Origin of the sequence: Streptomyces sp. SID5785, from assembly GCF_009870065.1 — a bacterium.
Lineage (GTDB): Bacteria > Actinomycetota > Actinomycetes > Streptomycetales > Streptomycetaceae > Streptomyces.
The window spans coordinates 1-18,985 of record NZ_WWIA01000726.1 but is presented as its reverse complement, the minus strand read 5'-3'; the positions used below and the strand labels follow the sequence as shown (position 1 = coordinate 18,985).

At 72.3% G+C, this 18,985-nt stretch carries 17 protein-coding genes; 7 read left to right on the top strand and 10 right to left on the bottom strand.

Annotated elements, in window-relative coordinates; genetic code table 11:
• On the top strand, positions 1 to 306 hold a 306-nt coding region (locus GTW43_RS23665; protein WP_237536776.1), incomplete at its 5' end, for an RcpC/CpaB family pilus assembly protein.
• Between the two features lie 114 nt (positions 307 to 420).
• Positions 421 to 882 (top strand): large conductance mechanosensitive channel protein MscL, encoded by a 462-nt coding sequence (mscL, locus tag GTW43_RS23660; RefSeq protein WP_161304054.1) that lies wholly within the window; start codon positions 421 to 423, stop codon positions 880 to 882.
• 7 nt (positions 883 to 889) lie between these two features.
• On the opposite strand, the gene GTW43_RS23655 is transcribed toward mscL, so the two are convergent.
• From GTW43_RS23655 to GTW43_RS23640, 4 genes are all read right to left on the bottom strand, one after another.
• Complete coding sequence (locus GTW43_RS23655; RefSeq protein WP_161304052.1) at positions 890 to 1,078, bottom strand: hypothetical protein; 189 nt, start codon at positions 1,076 to 1,078, stop codon at positions 890 to 892.
• Positions 1,079 to 1,100: 22 nt separating this feature from the next.
• Positions 1,101 to 1,904 (bottom strand): pyruvate formate-lyase-activating protein, encoded by an 804-nt coding sequence (gene pflA / locus GTW43_RS23650; RefSeq protein ID WP_161304051.1) that lies wholly within the window; start codon positions 1,902 to 1,904, stop codon positions 1,101 to 1,103.
• A 105-nt stretch (positions 1,905 to 2,009) separates the two neighbouring features.
• Complete coding sequence (gene pflB / locus GTW43_RS23645) at positions 2,010 to 4,280, bottom strand: formate C-acetyltransferase (protein WP_161304050.1); 2,271 nt, start codon at positions 4,278 to 4,280, stop codon at positions 2,010 to 2,012.
• Positions 4,281 to 4,529: 249 nt separating this feature from the next.
• Complete coding sequence (locus GTW43_RS23640) at positions 4,530 to 5,963, bottom strand: MFS transporter (RefSeq protein WP_161304049.1); 1,434 nt, start codon at positions 5,961 to 5,963, stop codon at positions 4,530 to 4,532.
• Between the two features lie 211 nt (positions 5,964 to 6,174).
• On the opposite strand from GTW43_RS23640, the gene GTW43_RS23635 reads away from it, so the two are divergent.
• The 3 genes from GTW43_RS23635 to GTW43_RS23625 all read left to right on the top strand — a co-directional run bounded on the left by GTW43_RS23635 (position 6,175) and on the right by GTW43_RS23625 (position 9,617).
• Positions 6,175 to 7,218: a P1 family peptidase gene (locus GTW43_RS23635; protein ID WP_161304048.1), complete on the top strand. Its 1,044-nt coding sequence runs from the start codon at positions 6,175 to 6,177 to the stop codon at positions 7,216 to 7,218.
• A gap of 206 nt (positions 7,219 to 7,424) precedes the next feature.
• Positions 7,425 to 8,615 carry an Ig-like domain-containing protein gene (locus GTW43_RS23630; protein ID WP_161304047.1) on the top strand — a complete coding sequence of 397 codons (1,191 nt, stop codon included), beginning with the start codon at positions 7,425 to 7,427 and terminating at the stop codon, positions 8,613 to 8,615.
• Positions 8,616 to 8,861: 246 nt separating this feature from the next.
• Positions 8,862 to 9,617 carry a DUF6227 family protein gene (locus tag GTW43_RS23625; RefSeq protein WP_343246100.1) on the top strand — a complete coding sequence of 252 codons (756 nt, stop codon included), beginning with the start codon at positions 8,862 to 8,864 and terminating at the stop codon, positions 9,615 to 9,617.
• Positions 9,618 to 9,635: 18 nt separating this feature from the next.
• Here GTW43_RS23625 and GTW43_RS37625 read toward each other — a convergent pair whose 3' ends face one another.
• The 5 genes from GTW43_RS37625 to GTW43_RS23600 all read right to left on the bottom strand — a co-directional run bounded on the left by GTW43_RS37625 (position 9,636) and on the right by GTW43_RS23600 (position 14,861).
• Entirely contained in the window at positions 9,636 to 9,881 is a 246-nt protein-coding gene (locus GTW43_RS37625) for a hypothetical protein (protein WP_202501855.1), read from the bottom strand.
• Positions 9,882 to 10,017: 136 nt separating this feature from the next.
• Positions 10,018 to 12,021 (bottom strand): fructose-specific PTS transporter subunit EIIC, encoded by a 2,004-nt coding sequence (locus tag GTW43_RS23615; protein WP_237536775.1) that lies wholly within the window; start codon positions 12,019 to 12,021, stop codon positions 10,018 to 10,020.
• A 58-nt stretch (positions 12,022 to 12,079) separates the two neighbouring features.
• Positions 12,080 to 13,027 (bottom strand): 1-phosphofructokinase, encoded by a 948-nt coding sequence (pfkB, locus tag GTW43_RS23610; RefSeq protein ID WP_161304045.1) that lies wholly within the window; start codon positions 13,025 to 13,027, stop codon positions 12,080 to 12,082.
• Between the two features lie 70 nt (positions 13,028 to 13,097).
• Entirely contained in the window at positions 13,098 to 13,859 is a 762-nt protein-coding gene (locus GTW43_RS23605) for a DeoR/GlpR family DNA-binding transcription regulator (RefSeq protein WP_161304044.1), read from the bottom strand.
• A gap of 237 nt (positions 13,860 to 14,096) precedes the next feature.
• Positions 14,097 to 14,861, bottom strand: coding sequence for a glucose 1-dehydrogenase (locus tag GTW43_RS23600; RefSeq protein WP_161304043.1), 765 nt, complete (start codon positions 14,859 to 14,861; stop codon positions 14,097 to 14,099).
• 149 nt (positions 14,862 to 15,010) lie between these two features.
• Between GTW43_RS23600 and GTW43_RS23595 the strand changes: the two genes are divergently transcribed.
• Positions 15,011 to 16,258: an extracellular solute-binding protein gene (locus tag GTW43_RS23595; protein WP_161304042.1), complete on the top strand. Its 1,248-nt coding sequence runs from the start codon at positions 15,011 to 15,013 to the stop codon at positions 16,256 to 16,258.
• A 25-nt stretch (positions 16,259 to 16,283) separates the two neighbouring features.
• On the opposite strand, the gene GTW43_RS23590 is transcribed toward GTW43_RS23595, so the two are convergent.
• The gene (locus tag GTW43_RS23590) at positions 16,284 to 17,891 is read right to left on the bottom strand and encodes an MFS transporter (RefSeq protein WP_161304041.1); all 1,608 of its coding nucleotides are present in this window, start codon (positions 17,889 to 17,891) and stop codon (positions 16,284 to 16,286) included.
• A gap of 61 nt (positions 17,892 to 17,952) precedes the next feature.
• Between GTW43_RS23590 and GTW43_RS23585 the strand changes: the two genes are divergently transcribed.
• Complete coding sequence (locus GTW43_RS23585) at positions 17,953 to 18,945, top strand: WYL domain-containing protein (RefSeq protein ID WP_161304040.1); 993 nt, start codon at positions 17,953 to 17,955, stop codon at positions 18,943 to 18,945.
• Positions 18,946 to 18,985: the final 40 nt, after the last annotated feature.

The following is an 18,985-nucleotide window of genomic DNA, read 5'->3' as shown; positions in this document are numbered from 1 at the left end:
CGCGCCCCCGCACCGACGCCCGCCGCGACGGTGTCCGCGCCCGTCCGGATCGCCGACGCGGCGGCGGCGCGGCTGCTGCGCCCCGGCGACCGGGTCGACGTCGTCGCGGCCCGCACCGACGGCAGGCCCGGCGTCCGGGTGCTTGCGTCGGGCGCCCGCGTCGCCTCCGTGCCCGATCCCACCGACGCCGGGACCGAAACCCCGGACGGGGGCGGGGCGTTGGTGGTGCTGAAGGTGCCGCGCCCGACGGCCACGCGGCTGGCCGGTGCCGGCGCGGTGTCCCGGCTGGCGGTGACGCTCTGGTGATCCTCACCCGGTCAAGTCCCTCGATCGAGTTACCGGATTGGACAGGTCTGACCCGAACTGTCGTAGGTTGCGGGGGCGTTTGCCCCACAACCCGGACATGTGAAGAGAGGCCTTCTGGTGAGCGAGAAGAAAGCGCCGGGCGTCTGGGAGGGCTTCAAGGCTTTCCTGATGCGCGGCAATGTGATCGACCTGGCGGTCGCGGTCGTCATCGGCGCCGCGTTCACCAACATCGTGAACGCGGTGGTCAAGGGCGTGATCAACCCGATCGTCGGCGCCTTCGGGACCAAGGACCTGGAGGGCTACAAGTCCTGCGTCAAGGGCGACTGCTCGGGCGGCGACGGCATCGAGATTCTCTGGGGCACGGTCCTCAGCGCCACGCTCAGCTTCCTGATCACGGCGGCGGTCGTCTACTTCCTGATGGTCCTGCCCATGGCGAAGTACCTGGCCCGCAAGGCCAACCAGGACGCGGCGAAGGAAGGCACCCAGGAGGTGCTGGAGATCTCCGAGCTGGAGGTGCTCAAGGAGATCCGCGACGCACTCGTCGCGCAGCGCGGCCCGGGGCACTCCGAGCCGTAGCGGCCCTTCAGAGGTGGTGGGGCGGCTTCTCGTCGAGGAAGCGGGCCAGGTCGGCGGCGCTGCTCTCTCCGGCGGCCGGGCGCTCGCCCCACCCCCGGTCCGTGTCGTCGGCCGACTGCGCCGACAGCGGGTCGTCGAAGATCAGCGCGGCCTTGGGGTCGCGCGGCTCGGGGGCGGGCTTCGGGGCGGTGCTCATGGCTCCAGGGTACGTCGCGCGCTCAGACCGCGGTGAGCCCGTGGGAGGCGAAGACCGCCTTGGCCCGGCCGACCTCCTCGGCGGTGGGCGCGGGGGTGTCGTGCAGCGCGAAGGGGGTGCCGAGCGCCTGCCACTTCGCCTCGCCGAGCTTGTGGAAGGGCAGCACGTCGACCCGGGAGACATTGCCGAGGGAGGCCGCGAAGGCGGCGACGCCCTCGATGTTGCCGGGGTCGTCGGTGAGGCCGGGCACGAGCACGAAGCGCACCCAGACGTCCTGGCCGCGGTCGGCCAGGCGGCGCGCGAAGTCGAGGGTGGGCTGGAGCGGCCGGCCGGTGACCTTCCGGTAGGTGGCGCGGTCCCAGGACTTGATGTCGAGCAGTACCAGGTCGACGTCGCGCAGCAGCGCGTCCGTGGCCCGCACGCCGAGGAAGCCGGAGGTGTCGAGGGCTGTGTGCAGGCCGAGCTCGTGCTTGAGGCGGTGCAGCAGTTCGCCGGCGAAGACCGGCTGGAGCAGCGGCTCGCCGCCGCTGATGGTGGCGCCGCCGCCGGCCGCCTCGATGAACCGGGTGTACTTGGCGGCCTCCGCGACGATCGCGCCGACCGGGGTCCGCTTGCCGTCGCGCATCCGCCACGTGTCGGGGTTGTGGCAGTACAGGCAGGTCAGCGGGCACCCGGAGAGGAACGTGACGAAGCGGCTGCCCGGTCCGTCGACGCCGGTCGACAGGTCCCAGGAGTGCACGGAGCCCTCGATGGGGCGGTGCGTCGCGGCGGCCGCCGGGGTGGCGGCGTCGTTCGCGCCCAGGTTCTGGGTGAGCAGCACGGTCATGGCGGGGCTCCTCGGACGGCGGGGTGGGGTGCGGGGTGGCGCGGTGCCCGGGGCCGGGGTGAGGGCCCGGCCCCGGGACCGCGGTTCAGGGGCTGTGCCGCGGGCTCACAGCGATCCGTGGAACGTGCGGTTGATGACGTCGAGCTGCTGCTCGCGCGTGAGCCGGACGAAGTTCACGGCGTAGCCGGACACCCGGATGGTCAGCTGCGGGTAGTTCTCGGGGTGTTCCATGGCGTCCTCGAGGGTCGCCTTGTCGAGCACGTTGACGTTCATGTGGAAGCCGTCGCCGGCCGTGAAGCCGTCGAGCACCCCGGCGAGGTTCCCGATCCGCTCCGCCGGGGTGCGGCCGAGCGCGTCGGGCGTGATCGTGTTGGTCAGCGAGATGCCGTCCTCGGCGTCGTCGTAGGGCAGCTTGGCGACGGAGAGCGCCGAGGCGATGTAGCCGTGCTCGTCGCGCCCGTTCATCGGGTTGGCGCCGGGGGCGAAGGGGGTGCCGGCGCGGCGGCCGTCGGGGGTGTTGCCGGTCTTCTTGCCGTAGACGACGTTCGAGGTGATCGTCAGCACGGACTGGGTGTGGACCGCGTCGCGGTAGGTCGGGTGCTTGCGGACCTTCTCCATGAAGCCGCGGACGATGCCCTGGGCGATCGCGTCGGCCCGGTCGTCGTTGTTGCCGTAGGCGGGGTAGTCACCCTCGATCTCGTAGTCGACGGCGAGCCCGGTCTCGTCGCGGATCACCTTGACGCGGGCGTGCTTGATCGCGGACAGGGAGTCCGCGGCGACGGACAGCCCGGCGATGCCGCAGGCCATGGTGCGCAGGATCTCCTGGTCGTGCAGGGCCATCTCGATGCGCTCGTAGGCGTACTTGTCGTGCATGTAGTGGATGACGTTGAGCGCGTGCACGTACGTCCTCGCGAGCCAGTCGAGCATCGCGTCGTACCGCGCGGCGACCGTCCCGTAGTCGAGGACGTCGCCCTCGATCGGCGTGAAGCCCTCGACGACCTGCTTGCCGGTCTTCTCGTCGCGGCCGCCGTTGATCGCGTAGAGGAGCGCCTTCGCGACGTTCACCCGGGCGCCGAAGAACTGCATCTGCTTGCCGACGGCCATGGCCGAGACGCAGCAGGCGATGGCGGTGTCGTCGCCGTACTTGGGCCGCATCAGCTCGTCGGACTCGAACTGGATGGCCGAGGTGTCGATGGCGACCTGGGCGGCGAAGTCCTTGAAGCCGCGCGGCAGTTCGCGCGACCAGAAGACGGTGAGGTTGGGCTCGGGGGCGGGTCCGAGGTTGTAGAGGGTCTGCAGGGCGCGGAAGGTGGTGCGCGAGACGAGCGGGCGGCCGTCCTCGCCGATGCCGGCCATCGACCAGGTGACCCAGGTGGGGTCGCCGGAGTAGAGGTCGTTGTACTCGGGGGTGCGCAGGAAGCGGACGATGCGCAGCTTGATGACGAAGTCGTCGATGAACTCCTGGGCCTGCGCCTCGGTGAGGCGGCCGGCCTCGATGTCCCGCTGGAGGTAGATGTCGAGGAAGTTGTCGATGCGGCCGATCGACATGGCCGCGCCGTTCTGCTCCTTCACGGCGGCGAGGTAGCCGAAGTAGAGCCACTGGACGGCCTCGCGGCCGGTGCGGGCGGGGCCCGAGATGTCGTAGCCGTAGGACAGGGCCATGGACTTGAGCTCGCCCAGGGCCTTGATCTGCTCGGAGATCTCCTCGCGGTCGCGGATGACGTGCTCGGTGGGCCACTGGGCGGCGAGTGCGTCCTTGTCGGCCTGCTTGGCGGCGACGAGCCGGTCGACGCCGTAGAGGGCGACGCGGCGGTAGTCGCCGATGATGCGGCCGCGGCCGTAGGCGTCGGGCAGGCCGGTGATGATGCCGGAGGAGCGGCAGGCGCGGATCTCGGGGGTGTAGGCGTCGAAGACGCCCTCGTTGTGGGTCTTGCGGAGGTGGGTGTAGATCTCCCGGACCTCGGGGTCGGCCTCGTGGCCGTAGGCGTTCAGGGCGCCCTCGACCATGCGCCAGCCGCCGTTGGGCATGATGGCGCGCTTGAGCGGGGCGTCGGTCTGGAGCCCGACGATCAGGTCCCGGTGGTCGGCCGCGGTGCCGTCGACGTAGCCCGGCCGGAAGGCGTCGATGCGCGAGGGGGTGTGGACGTCGACGTCGTGGATGCCGCGCTCGATCTCCGCGGGGAACATGCCGAGCAGCCGGTTCCACACGGCGGTGGTGCGCTCGGTCGGTCCGGCGAGGAAGGAGCCGTCGCCCTCGTAGGGGGTGTAGTTCTGCTGGACGAAGTCGCGGACGTCGACGGCGTCGCGCCACAGGCCTCCCCTGAAGCCCTCCCAGGCCTCGCCGTGCGTCGTCTTCTCCGCGGGAGTGGCAGTCATCTGCGGCACCTTCCCCATCTGCTCGACCGGTTCGTTGCTACGTGTTCATTGGACGCCCGTGCGGGCCGCCCGGCGGGCCGCAATGGTCCTGAGTTCGGGACCATTGGGCCCGCTCGCGGGCCTCGACGGGCCCAGATCAGTGCGCTGACCTGGCATTTCTTTCGGGACTTCCGACCCGCGCCCGCTTGTGAAGGTATTCACAAGAAAGGGCGCGGTGTTCCCAGGTCGCCCCGTGGAGGGGCCGGGGGCTCAGCTCGGGGACTCGGCACCCCGGCGGGCGTAGAACCACCAGCAGACGGCGATGCAGGTGGCGTAGAAGCCCACGAAGCACCACAGGGCGCTGGTGACCGAGAAGTTGGCGAACATCGCGGGGATGAAGAAGAAGCCGTACGCGGCGATCCCCGAGGTGAAGCCGGTGACGGCGCCGGACTCCATCTCCGCCTGCTTGCGCGCCTTCGCGTACTGCGGGGTGCCCTCGGTCAGCCCCGCGAGGTGCTGGTTGCGGAAGATCACGGGGATCTGGCGGAACGTGGAGCCGTTGCCGATGCCGCTGAAGAAGAACGCCAGGTAGAAGCAGGCGAGGAAGCCCCAGAAGGAGCCGCCCGCGCCGTTCGACGGCATGAACGCGATGACGCCGATGATCGAGGCGGCCATGCCGGCGAAGGAGAGGATCGTGACGCGCGCGCCGCCCAGCCGGTCGCCGAGCCAGCCGCCGCCCCAGCGGGCCAGCGCGCCGACGGCCGGGCCGATCCAGGCGTAGGTGGCCGCGGTGTAGGAGGCGTCGATCGGGGTCCAGGTGGTCTTGATCAGCATCGGCAGCGCGGCCGCGAAGCCGATGAACGAGCCGAAGGTGCCGACGTACAGCCAGGTCATGAGCCAGTTGTGCTTGCGCCGGAAGATGATCTTCTGCTGCTTGAAGGGCGTGGAGGCGACCTTCAGGTCGTTCTGTCCGAACCAGGCGACGGCGGCCAGGACCACGAGGACCGGCACCCACAGGAACGCGGCGTTCTGCAGGTAGACCGGCGTGCCGTCGGCCTTGTGCTCCGCGGAGCCGAGCGCGATGACCGAGCTGGTGATGACGATCGGGGTGAGCAGCTGGACGACGGACACACCGAGGTTGCCGAGGCCGCCGTTGATGCCGGTGGCGTTGCCCTTCTCGCGCTTGGGGAAGAAGAAGCCGATGTTGGCCAGCGACGAGGCGAAGTTGGCGCCGCCGAAGCCGCACAGCGCGGCGATCGTGACCATCACGGCGTACGGGGTGCCGGGGTCCTGGACGGCGAAGCCGAGCCAGATCAGCGGGACCACCAGGACCAGCGTGGACAGCGCGGTGAAGCGGCGCTGCCCGATCCGCGGGCCGAGGAACGTGTAGAAGATCCGGGCGGTACCGCCGGTGAGACCCGGGATCGCGGTCAGCCAGAACAGCTGGGAGGTGCTGAAGCCGAAGCCGACGTCACCGAGGCTCGTCGCGGTGACGCTCCACACCTGCCACACGACGAAGGCGACCAGCAGGGCCGGGACGGCGATCCACAGGTTGCGGGAGGCGACCCGCTTGCCGACCGATTTCCAGAACAGTTCGTTCTCGGGCTCCCAGTCGCTGATCGTGCGCCCGGGCCGGTACTGCTCGAGATCATAGGAACGGGTGACGTCGTCGACCGCGGCGGCGTCCCTGACAGCAGGACTCATGACGTGTTCCTGGTGGTGAGGAGGGGATTCCTTGCCTCTCCAGGCTGCTGCGTGCCACGGCCGCGCAGCAGAGGCGATGGTCGCGCCCGGACAGTGCCGAGGGCACCGAGTTCCGGGCGACCAAGGTCCCCGCCGCCCCGCGGCCCCGGCCTGCCGCACGGCGGCGGCACGGCGCCGTGTCGCGGGTCAACTGGCGTGGTACGCAGGGCACATGACGACGATCCAGAACGACGCCCTCACCGACGTGCCCGGCCTGCGCGTGGGCCACGCGACCCTGACCGGCGGCGGCCGGCTGACCGGGACCACGGTCGTGCTCGCTCCGGAGGGCGGCGCGGTCACCGCCGTGGACGTGCGCGGCGGCGGGCCCGGCACCCGGGAGACCGACGCGCTCGACCCGCGCAATCTGGTCCAGCGGATCGAGGCGGTGGTGCTGACGGGCGGCAGCGCGTTCGGGCTCGACTCGGCGTCCGGGGTGATGGCGTGGCTGGAGGAGCAGGGTCGCGGGGTGCCGGTGGGCGGCCCCGGCCAGGTCGTGCCCGTGGTGCCCGGCGCCTGCGTCTTCGACCTCGGCCGGGGCGGCGACTGGCGGGCCAGGCCAGACGCGTCGACGGGCCGCGCGGCGGTGGAGGCCGCCGCGGCGAGCCCGGTCGGCGCCCCGGTGGCCGAGGGCGGTGTCGGCGCGGGCACGGGGGCGCTCGTCGGGCGGCTGCGCGGCGGCGTCGGCACCGCCTCGGCCGTGCTGGACTCGGGGATCACGGTCGGCGCCCTGGTCGTGGCCAACGCGGCGGGCTCGGCGGTCGACCCGGCGACGGGCGCGCTGTACGGGGAGTTCTTCGCGCAGGGCGGCCCGGTCGCCCGCCCCGCCGCCGAGGTGCACGCGGCTGCGGGCGAGCGGGTCGCACGGGCCCTCGCGGCGAACGGACCGGGGGCCGGCCCGGCGCTGAACACGACGCTGGCCGTCGTCGCCACGGACGCCGAGCTCAGCCGGGCCCAGGCGCAGAAGGTGGCCGGGACCGCGCACGACGGGATCGCGCGTGCGGTGCGGCCGGTGCATCTGCTGAACGACGGGGACACGGTGTTCGCCCTCGCCACCGGGGACCGGCCGCTGGACGCCGCGAACCCGCTCGCGCTCAACGAGATCCTCGCGGCGGGGGCCGATCTCGTGACGCGGGCGATCGTGCGCGCGGTGCGGTCGGCGGAGTCGGTGCACGGGCCCGGCGGGACGTTTCTGTCGTACTCCGAGCTGTACGGGTGAGGGGGCCGCTTCGTGCGCCGGGGGCGGCGTTCCCGTAACGAAGTCCGCTCTTCGTCACAGGACTGTCCCTGTGGCTGCCTTCACAGGAAACGGAAGGAACCCCTCCGGTCGTCTCGCGCTCTCTTCACACACCGGAACAACACGAAGAACCAGATCAACCGGATCAAGCAGATCAAGCGGATCTTCCACTGGAACAGGAGCAGACCGTGAAGAGGCAGAACATAGTCGCCGTATGTGCCGCAGTCGCCGTCGGTGCGCTGACCCTCACGGCCTGCGGCGGCAGCGCCAAGGCGGACAACGACACGGACGGCAAGGGCGGCGCCGAGGGCGCCCCGCGCATCACCATCTCCGCCAAGGACGGCTCGACCGGCGCCTCCATCAACGCCACCGGCGTCAAGGTCAGCGGCGGCAAGCTCACCACCGTGAAGATGACCACCTCCGCGGACGGCGCCGAGGTCGACGGCACCCTCAGCGCCGACGGCGCCACCTGGAAGCCCAAGGAGCAGCTGGAGCGCGGCACCAAGTACCGCATCTCCGCCACCGCGAAGGACTCCGACGGCGACACGGCCGCCGCCAACTCCATCTTCACCACCGTCTCCAACGACAACAGCTTCATCGGGACCTACACCCCGGACAACGGCACGACGGTCGGCGTCGGCATGCCGGTCTCCTTCACGTTCGACAAGGCCATCACGAACAAGAAGGACGTCCAGTCCCACATCACGGTCACCTCCAGCAGCGGCCAGCAGGTCGTCGGCCACTGGTTCGGCACCCAGCGCCTCGACTTCCGGCCCGAGGAGTACTGGAAGGCCGGCTCCAAGGTCACGATGAAGATCGACCTCGACGGCGTCGAGGGCGCGAACGGCATCAACGGCGTCCAGAAGAAGACCGTCACCTTCACCGTCGGCCGCTCCCAGGTCTCCACAGTCGACGCGAACACCCAGAAGATGACCGTCACCCGCGACGGCCGGACCCTCAAGACCGTCCCGGTCTCCACCGGCAGCACCGCCCACCCCACCTACAACGGGCAGATGGTCATCTCCGAGAAGTTCGTCCAGACCCGCATGAACGGCTCGACGGTCGGCTTCGGCGGCGAGTACGACATCTCCGACGTCCCGCACGCGATGCGCCTGTCGCAGTCCGGCACCTTCATCCACGGCAACTACTGGAGCTCGCCCGGCATCTTCGGCTCCCAGGGCACCAGCCACGGCTGCGTCGGCATGCAGGACGTCCGCGGCGCCGGCGGCGACACCACCGCCAAGTGGTTCTACGACAACTCCCTCGTCGGTGACGTCGTCATCGTCAAGAACTCCCACGACAAGACGGTCGCCCCCGACAACGGCCTCAACGGCTGGAACATGTCCTGGAGCGAGTGGACGGCCGGCAGCGCCGCCTGACCCGGACGGGACCTCCCGGGACCCGGGACAGGACCTCCCCCCACGGAAGACCAGGGGCCGCGCGGGAACCTCCCGCGCGGCCCCCGCGTTGTTCCGGACAACCCCGCCCCGCGCGGGGCCGCTCTCCACATCCCGCTCCGCGTTTGCCGTTTCAGGCGCCGATGTCCGACCGAGGGGCTACGGTATGCACCCACAAGGTGACACGAAGCGATCCCGGGAGGTGCCTTGAGCGTTCCGTACGACCATGTGCCCGACCCTCTGCCCGACCTCGCGTCGGACACGTCACCCGACGGGCAGCTCCGCAGCCTGCTCGGGCGCGCGCTCAACTCCTTCGAGCTCCCCGACGACACCGTCGCCCGCCTCGACAGCGCCCTCGCCCACGACAGCACCCTGCACTCCGCCCACCACAGTGCGGGCCTCCACCGCGAGACGTACCGGCACACCTGGCTGCTCGCCGACGGCAGCCCCCTGACCCTCTGGGAGCTCGTCCACAACACCGGACGCGACCGCACCCCCCAGCACGAGGTCTACGTCACCGAGGACGAACTGCACCTGGCCACCGGACGCCTCCCCCTGCCCCCCGAGTGCGCACCCGACTTCACCCTCCAGGCACCCCTGTCCCCCACGCTCTTACCGCCGGTCCCGCCGCGCGGCCACGTCTACGGACACGTCGACCCCGACCGCTCCGTCGACCACGCCCGCCGCCTGCTGCGCCGCGCGGAGAACCCGGACGCGGCCACCCGCCCCGGTCCCGGCACCTCCCGGCTGCTGAGCGGCGCCTGCGCCCACGAGATCACCCAGGCCTTCGGCCGCCGGCTCAGCCAGGGCTTCGCGCTGTACGAGCACGCGTTCCTGCTGCGGGACGGCTGCGAGGTCAGTCTCTGGGAGGTCGAGCACACGGCGACACGGGACGGCCGGCACATGTGCGAGGTCTATCTGACCCAGGAAGCGGCGCGCACCGCGATCGAGCACCGCGCGTCCACCCGCCCGGCCCGCCGCTGACGGACCGGACCCACCGCCTCAGCCCCGGCTGAACTGCCGCACGAGCCCGGCGAACGCGTCCTGCTCGTCCGCCGTCAGCGGCACCGACTCCACGGCCGGCGCCTGCGACTGCGCGGGCAGCGCCCCGGCGGGCAGCCGCGAGGGCCCCGGCGGGGCCACGGCGACAGCGCGGACGAGCCGCACCAGACCGACCACCCACGCCACCGTCGCGACCACGAGGATCGCCAGGCCCACCTGCTGAAGGATCGACACGTGCTCAGGCATGCGGTCCAGTGAACACCACAGTCCGGGACTTTGGTCCCGGACCGTGACGTATCTCGCAGCACCGGACAGGTCCGGACTTGCCCCGACCGTCGGGGCGGCCCGCCCGAGGGCCGACGCGCTGCGGGTGGGGTCCGGCTCAGGCGGCGGCCGCGACCTTCGCGTTCTGCCCCGGCAGTTCGTCCGACGGGCCGTCGTCCGCGACGGCCGCGGCTCCCGCCGTGCGCAGACCCTTCAAGCCGATGACGAGCGCGGCGGAGACGCAGACTCCGGCGGCGACCGCGATCAGGTAGAGGAACGCGTTGCCGATCAGCGGCACCACGAAGATGCCGCCGTGCGGAGCCCGCAGCGTGCAGCCGAAGGCCATCGACAGGGCGCCGGTGACCGCGCCTCCCGCCATCGAGGCAGGGATCACACGGAGTGGATCGGCCGCGGCGAAGGGAATGGCCCCCTCCGTGATGAACGAGGCTCCGAGCACCCAGGCAGCCTTGCCGTTCTCCCGCTCGGAGCGGGTGAACAGCCGGCCCCGTACGGTCGTGGCCAGCGCCATCGCGAGCGGCGGGACCATGCCCGCGGCCATCACGGCGGCCATCACCTTCAGCGAGCCGTCCGTGGGATTCGCGAGACCACCGACCGCGAAGGCGTAGGCGACTTTGTTGAGCGGACCGCCGAGGTCGAGACACATCATCAGGCCGAGGACGACGCCGAGCACGATCGCGTTGGCGCCGGACAGCGAGTTGAGCCAGTCGGTCAGCGCGCTCTGCAGCGAGGCGATCGGCTTTCCGATCACCACGAACATCAGGAAGCCCACCGCGACGGACGACAGCAGCGGGATCACGACGACCGGCATGATCCCGCGCAGCACGGCCGGGACCTTCACCTTCTGGATGGCCATGACCACGCCGCCCGCGATGAGGCCCGCGGCCAGGCCGCCGAGGAATCCCGCCTGCGTCGTCACCGCGACAGCGCCGCCGACGAACCCCGGCACCAGACCCGGCCGGTCCGCCATGCCGTACGCGATGTACCCGGCGAGGACGGGGATCAGGAAGCCGAACGCGGCCTGGCCGGTCTGGAAGAGCAGCGCGGCCCAGCTGGTCGTCGAGCTCCAGTCGAAGTGGTCGAGGAGCGTCCCGACCTTCACGTCCGCGATCTCGTAGCCGCCGATCGCGAAACCGAGCGCGATGAGCAGCCCGCCCGCCGCGACGAACGGCACCATGTAACTCACGCCCGACATCAGCCATTTGCGGAGCTTCGTACCGTAACCGTCCGTCGGATCGCCGGCGTTGTCCACAGGTGTGGACGACGCGGCGTCCGCGGTCGTCTCGCCGCGCGCCGCCCTGGCCCGGACCTCGGTGATCAGGTCGGCGGGCCGGCTGATGCCCGCCTTCACGCCGACGTCGACCGTCGGCTTTCCGGCGAAGCGTTCCTTCTCCCGTACGGGGACGTCGTGGGCGAAGATCACGGCGTCCGCCGCCGCGATGACGGCCGGGTCGAGGCGGGTGAATCCCGAGGAGCCCTGGGTCTCGACGGTGATCTCGACGCCGTCGAGGTCGCGGGCGGTGTTCTCCAGGGACTCGGCCGCCATGTAGGTGTGGGCGATGCCGGTGGGGCAGGAGGTGACCGCGACGATCCGGAAGGGGGCGGCGGCGACGACCGGCTCGCCTTCGGTGGCCTCGGGGTCGGCCGCGGCGGGTTCCGGGGTGTCGCCGCGGATCAGGGACGCCGTGCGGTCCGGGTCCGTCGCCGCGCGCAGGGCCGCCTTGAAGTCCTCGTCCATCAACTGGCGGGCCAGCGCGGACAGGATCGTGAGGTGGGCGTCGTCCGCGCCCGCGGGGGCGGCGATCAGGAAGATCAGGTCGGCGGGACCGTCGGGCGCGCCGAAGTCGATACCCCGGGCCGCGCGGCCGAACGCGAGGGTGGGTTCGGTGACATGGGCGCTGCGGCAGTGCGGGATGCCGATCCCGCCGTCGAGCCCGGTCGGCATCTGGGCCTCGCGGGCGGCGACGTCGGCGAGGAAGCCGTCCAGGTCGGTGACCCGGCCCAGGGCGGTCATGCGCTCCGCGAGCGAGCGGGCCGCGGCCTCTTTGGTGTCGGCGGACAGGTCGAGGTCGACCAGGTCCGCGGTGATCATCTGGCCGGTCATCGCGGGCTCCTTTGCCTACGCGTCGGGTGGGTGGGGCGCTCGGCGGGGGCGGCGTGCATCACGTCACCGGTTCCGTGAGCGGCCGGTCGAGGGGGACGTCGGCGGTCAGGGTCACGCGTGCGGGCGCGAGGTCCGCCGGGGTGGGCATGGCGCTGCCGGGCAGTTGGACGGCGGCGGCGCCGTGGGCGACGGCGGAGGCGAGGGCGCGGGGGCCCGCGCCGCCCGCGATGAGGAACCCGGCGAGGGAGGAGTCGCCGGCGCCGACGTCGGAGCGGACGGCGTCGACGGGGGCGGTGGCGTGGTGCATGCCCTCGGCGTCGACGAGGAGCTGGCCGTCGGCGCCGAGTGAGGCGAGGACGGCGCCTGCGCCCCTCTCCCGGAGCGCGCGGGCGGCCTCGGCGACGTCGCCGAGGGTGGTCAGGGTGCGTCCGGTGGCCTCGGCGAGCTCCTCGGCGTTGGGCTTGACCACGTCGGGGCGTTCGCGCAGGGCGGCGAGGAGGGCGGGTCCGGAGGTGTCGAGGGCGATGCGGGCGCCTGCGGCGTGGGCGCGGGCGACGAGCGCGGCGTACCAGGAGGGGTCGAGGCCGAGCGGGAGGCTGCCACAGCAGGCGATCCAGTCGGCGCCCGCGGACTGTTCGCCGACGACGGCGAGGAGGGACTCGGCCTCGGCGGCGGTGAGTTCGGGGCCCGGCGCGTTGATCTTGGTGAGGGTGCCGTCGGGTTCGGCGAGCGCGATGTTGGAGCGGGTCCGCCCGGCGACGGGGACGGGGGCGACCTTGATGCCCTGGCGGTCGAGGAGGTCGGCGACGAGGGCGCCGGGTGCGCCGCCGAGCGGCAGGACGGCGAGGGTGGGGGCGCCGGCGGCGGCGACGGCGCGCGAGACGTTGACCCCCTTGCCGCCGGGGTCGACGCGTTCGCCGGTGGCGCGCAGGACGGCGCCGCGGTCGAGTCCGGGGACCTCGTAGGTGCGGTCGAGGGAGGGGTTGGGGGTGACGGTGAGGATCATGCCGGGGTTCGCCGCTTCCGTACGGTGGGGGCAGTTCGCGGGGGTCGTGGCCAGCTGGGGGGCGGCGACGTCAGGTGCGGAGCACTTCGGTGCCGGCCGCCTCGATCGCGGCGGCGTCCTCGGGGGCGAGCCCGGTGTCGGTGATGAGCAGGTCGATGTCGGTGAGGTCGCCGAAACGGGCGAAGTGCTCCTGGCCGTGCTTGCCGGAGTCGGCGAGCAGGACGACGCGACGGGCGGCGGCGACGGCGCCGCGCTTGACGGCGGCCTCGGCGAGGTCGGGGGTGGTGAGCCCGGCGGTGGCGGAGTAGCCGTTGGCCGCGAGGAACGCGACGTCGGCGCGGATCTCCCCGTAGGCGCGCAGGGCCCAGGCGTCGACGGCGGCGCGGGTGCGGTGGCGGACGCGGCCGCCGACGAGGTGGAGCTGCAGGTTCGGGTGGTCGGCGAGCCGGGCCGCGGTGGGCAGCGAGTGCGTGACGACGGTGAGTTCGGACTCGACGGGGACGGCGGCGGCGAGCCGGGCGACGGTGGAGCCGGCGTCGAGCACGACGCTGCCCTCGGCGGGCAGTTCGGCGAGGGCGGCGTGAGCGATGCGGTCCTTCTCGTCGGCCGCGGTGCCCTCGCGCTCGGCGAGGTCGGGCTCGAAGTCGAGGCGTCCGGCGGGGATGGCGCCGCCGTGCACGCGGCGCACGAGTCCGGCGCGGTCGAGGGCCTTGAGGTCGCGCCGGACGGTCTCCGCGGTGACCTGGAACTCCTCGGCGAGGGACAGCACGTCCACCCGGCCGGCGTCGCGGGCGAGGCGGAGGATCTCCTGCTGGCGCTCGGGTGCGTACATGCCCGTCTCCCTCGTCGTACCGGTCCGGGCGTGCCCGAATCTGTTGCTCTTCCCCGAGACTACGACCAGTTTTCCGGGAAGTAAACAAGTTCAGACGCAAGACAGACACAAACGGGCATCCGGGCGGAGGGCGAGGACAGAGGCGACGTCGGTGGAGACGCCGGTGGAAACGCCGGAGGCCCGGCCCCCTGACGGGAACCGGGCCTCCTCGGCAAGCGCCGCGGGCACGACGCAGGACTACTGCCCCATGACGTACTTCACCGTCGGCCCCGTGGTCCATCCGCCGTCCACGGCCAGCTCCGCGCCGGTCATGTACGAGGAGTCGTCGGAGAGCAGGAACACGACGGCCCGGGCGATCTCGTCGGCCTCGCCGACCCGGCCCATGGGCGTGTTCGGGTAGTTCCCTTCGCCCTGCCGGATGCCGACCTGGGCGGTCATCGGGGTGTAGGTCATGCCGGGGTGCACGGAGTTGACGCGGATCCTCGCCGTGCCCTGCTCGACCGCCGCGATCTTCGTCAGCCCTCGCACGCCCCACTTGGACGCGCCGTACGAGCCGGTGAGGGCGAGGCCCATCAGTCCGGCCGCCGAGGAGATGTTGACGATGGAGCCGCCGCCGGCCTCCCGCATCGGGGGCACGACGGTCTTCATTCCGGCGAAGACGCCGACCAGGTTGACCTCGAGGACCGTGCGGAAGCGCTCGACGCTCTCCGTCTCGAAGGGCATGCCGGTGGAGATGCCCGCGTTGTTGACCAGGCCGTCGATCCGGCCGAACGCGCTCACGGTGTACGCGACGGCGGCCTGCCACTGCTCCTCGGACGTCACGTCGAGGTGGACGTGACGGGCGCGCTCGCCCAGACCTGCGGCGAGGTCCGCGCCTTCGGCGTCGAGGACGTCACCGATGACGACGTTGCCACCGGCGGCGACGACGGTCCTCGCGACCTCGCCGCCGATGCCGCGGGCGCCGCCCGTGACGAGGACGGTCTTGCCGGTCAGGTTGTTCATCTCGTGCTCCAGTTCGTCACGGCCACGCTTGCCATGCAGGCATGGTATGCCGGTATGGCACAATGTGCCACCACACGAATGATCATGTCCATGAACCAGTCGACAGACGGGCGAGAACAGTGCGGCGGCGGCAGATCCTGACCCGGACCATGGGCCTGACCGGGGCCGGCGCCCTGGCCCTGAGCGGCTGCGGCGGCTCGGACGGCGACAGCGGCTCGGACGGCGGTGACGGCGTCACGCTGCGCCTGATGGTGGCGAGCTACGACCGGAGCGTCGGCGCCGCCATCGGTGACCGGTGGGACGACGTCGTGAAGGCGTTCGAGAAGAAGCACCCCGGCATCCGCGTCGCGATCGAGCGCGTCCCGTTCCTCAGACTGGACGCGACCCTCGCCCGCCGCGTGAAGGACGGCCGCGCCCCCGACATCGCACAGAGCAACGTCTTCGCGCCGTACGCCGAGACGCACGCCCTGTACCCGGTCGAGGACCTCTTCGACGTGCCGACGCAGGCGGACTTCATCCCGTCGTTCGCCGAGGCGGGTCGCTCCGGGTACGTGCAGTACGGGGTCCCGCTCCTGGCCAGTACGCCGCGGCTGTTCTTCCACACCGGCCTGTTCGAGCGCGCGGGCCTCGCCGGACCGCCCGGCTCCTGGGCCGAACTCCGCTCCGCCGCACAGGCGTTGAAGGGCATCGGCGTCCCCACCCCCTACGCCCTCGCGTTCGGCCCCGAGGCCGCCGAGGACGAGCTGCTGACCTGGCTGCTCGCGGGCGGCGGCGGCTACTCGGACCTCGGCGGCTACGACTTCGGCTCCGCCGACAACGCGGCGGCCCTCGACTGGCTGCGCGACGAACTCGTCGCCCCCGGCCTCGCGGGCGCGGACCCGGCGAAGCTCACCCGCACCGAGGCCTACGCGCAGTTCCTGAAGGGCCGGGTCGGCATGCTGGTCGCCCACCCGGTGCTGCTCGGCGCGACCGGCCGGACACGGCTGCCGTTCGCCACCGCCCCGTTCCCCCAGCGGGACGGGGACGGCTCGGCGCCGCCCCTCGGGATCACCGACTGGATGCTCGCCTTCGAGCAGGGCGGCCACGCGCGCGAGACCGGCGCCTTCCTGACCTTCCTCTACGCCCAGGAGAGCGCCGCGTCCCCGGACACCGGGGCGTCGCAGACGCTGCCCGTGACGCTCTCGGGCTCGCAGCGGCTGCGGGCCGACCGGGGGCGGCGGGCGCTGTGGCCGTTCGTCGACCAGATGCCGCGCGCCGAGTTCCACCCGGTGGGCCTGCGCTCCTGGCCGACGGTACGCACCGCGGTGCGCGAGCGGATCGGCCGGGCCGTCGCCCCCGGCGGGGTCCCGCTGGACGTGCTGGAGGCGCTGGACCGGGTGGGGCGGTCCAGCGCCTAGGTACACAACTGCCGGATGTGGTTGGTCAGCCGACCAGCTCGTCGGTGCGGGACTCGTCAGTGCGGGACTCGCCGGTGCGGGACCCGTCGGGCCGGGGTGTGCCGGTCCCCGCGTCGACCGGAACGGTCCCCGCGTCGCCCGGAACCGTCTCCTCGGGCACGGGGCGCGGGGCCTTCTTCGGGAGGGCGAACATCAGCAGGAAGATGCCGACCAGGATGGCCGCCGCCCACAGGAGGGAGTGGTGGAAGCCGTCCAGGAAGGCCTTGTCGCCCGCGCCCTCGGCGAAGCGGTCCTCCACGACGTTGAAGAAGACGACGGAGACCAGGCTGAGACCCAGCGCGTTGCCCATCTGCATCACGGTGTTGATGAGGCCCGAGGCCGAACCGGCGTGCTCGCGCGGCACCTCGGAGAGCACCGCGTCGGTGAGCGGCGCCACGATCAGGCCCATGCCGAGGCCCATCACGACCAGCGGCAGCGCCATCTGCCAGGAGGCGATGCCCAGTCCGTAGTGGGCGGCCTCGACCGCGTAGACCAGCACGCCCGCGGCCATGGTGAGGGCGCCGGCCTGAAGGACCTTGCGGCCGAACCGGGGCACCAGCTTCTGCACCGAGACACCGGCCGCGACGGACACCGCGATCGAGAACGGGACGCCGGTGAGCCCGGCGCGCAGCGCGCTCCAGCCGAGGCCCATCTGCATGTAGAGAGTCCAGGTCAGGAAGAAGATGCCGGTGGTGATGCCGAAGACGGTCTGCACCGCGATGCCCGCCGCGAAGCTCTTGACCCGGAAGAGCGAGAGCTCGATCAGCGGCGAGCCGTCCCGCCGGGTCTTCGCCCGCTCGTACGCGACCAGCACCGCGACGATCACGACGGATCCCGCCATCATCCGGAAGCCCCACAGCGGCCAGCCGTTCTCGCGGCCCTGGGTCAGCGGGTAGACGAGCGCCAGCATCGCGAGGGTGACCAGGACGACGCCGACCAGGTCCAGCTTGAGCGCCCTGGGCGCCTTGGACTCGCTGATGACGCGGGAGCCGAGCACGAGCGCGACGACACCGACCGGCAGGTTGATCAGGAAGATGGGGCGCCAGGCGAGGCCCGCGATGTCCCACTCCGTCAGGAGCGCGCCGAGCAGCGGCCCGGACACGGCGCCGAGTCCGACGATCGCGCCGAACAGGCCGAAGACCTTGCCGCGTTCGTGCGCCGGGAACGTCGCGTGCACGATCGACAGGACCTGCGGCACCATCATCGCCGCCATGCCGCCCTGGAGGATGCGCGCGGCGACGAGCATCTCCGGGTTCGCCGCGAGACCGCACAGCGCCGAGGCGACGGTGAAGCCGGTGATGCCGAGCAGGAAGAGCCGCTTGCGGCCGAAGATGTCGCCGAGCCGCCCGCCCGTGATGAGCAGCGCCGCGAAGGCCAGCGCGTATCCGGCGGTGATCCACTGGATCTGGCCGGTCGTGGCGCCCTCGTCCGCCTCGATGGTCGGCAGCGCGATGTTGACGATCGTGACGTCGACGAGGTCCATGAAGGCGGCCGTCATCACGATGGCCAGGGCGAACCAGCGCCGGCGGTCCGGTGCGGCCTGCGGGGACGGTGCCGGTGCGGCGGGGTCTGCGGTGGTTCCTGTTGCGGTCATAGGACGAACGTAGAGGCCCTATAGGTCAGATCGTGTCCTAGTGGCGGGGCATGCTGGGGGCATGACGAAGACGACGAGCTCCACCACCGACACCCCGGCCCGGTTGCTCCAACTCCTCTCTCTCCTGCAGACGCCGCGCGAGTGGCCCGGCGGCGAGCTCGCCGACCGGCTCGGCGTCTCCCGCCGCACCGTGCGGCGGGACGTCGACCGGCTGCGCGAACTCGGCTATCCGGTGCAGGCCACCATGGGCTCCGACGGCGGGTACCGGCTCGTCGCGGGCAAGGCACTGCCGCCGCTCGTGCTCGACGACGAGGAGGCCGTCGCCATCGCGGTCGGCCTGCGGGCCGGCGCCGGGCACGCCGTCGAGGGCATCGAGGAGGCGTCCGTGCGCGCCCTCGCCAAGCTCGAACAGGTGCTGCCGTCCCGGCTGCGGCACCGCGTCACCACGCTCCAGGCCGCCACGATCCCGCTGACCTCGGGCGACGGCCCGACCATCGCGACCGAGACGCTCACCGTGATCGCCTCCGCCGCGGCCGGCTCCGAGCGGCTGCGCTTCCGGTACCGGGCGGCGGACGGCGCCGAGACCCGGCGCCAGGCCGAGCCCTACCGGCTCGTGGCGACGGGGCGCCGCTGGTATCTCGTCGCGTACGACCTGGACCGGGCGGACTGGCGTACGTTCCGGGTCGACCGGGTCACGGAGCCGTTCGCCACGGGGGCGCGGTTCGCTCCGCGGGAGGTGCCGGACGGGGACGCGGCGCAGTACGTGCGGCGGTCGGTGGCCTCGGCGTGGGGCGGTTCCGAGTACGAGATCGACGTGGAGTTCCTCGCGCCGGCGGAGGTCGTCGCGGCGCGGGTGCCGTCGTGGATCGGCGAGCCGGAGGCCCTGCCGGGCGGGGGTGGGTGTGTGCTGCGGGCGCGGGTGTCCGACGCGGTGGAGTGGATGGCGGTGCGGCTGGCGATGACCGGGGTCGAGTTCCGGGTCCGTGGGCCCGAGCCCCTCGTCTCCGCCGTCCGGGACCTGGGCGACCGGCTGCGCGAGGCGGCCCCCCGGTAGGCCTTCGTCGCCGGGTGCGGGCCGGTGGGGCTTCTCGCGC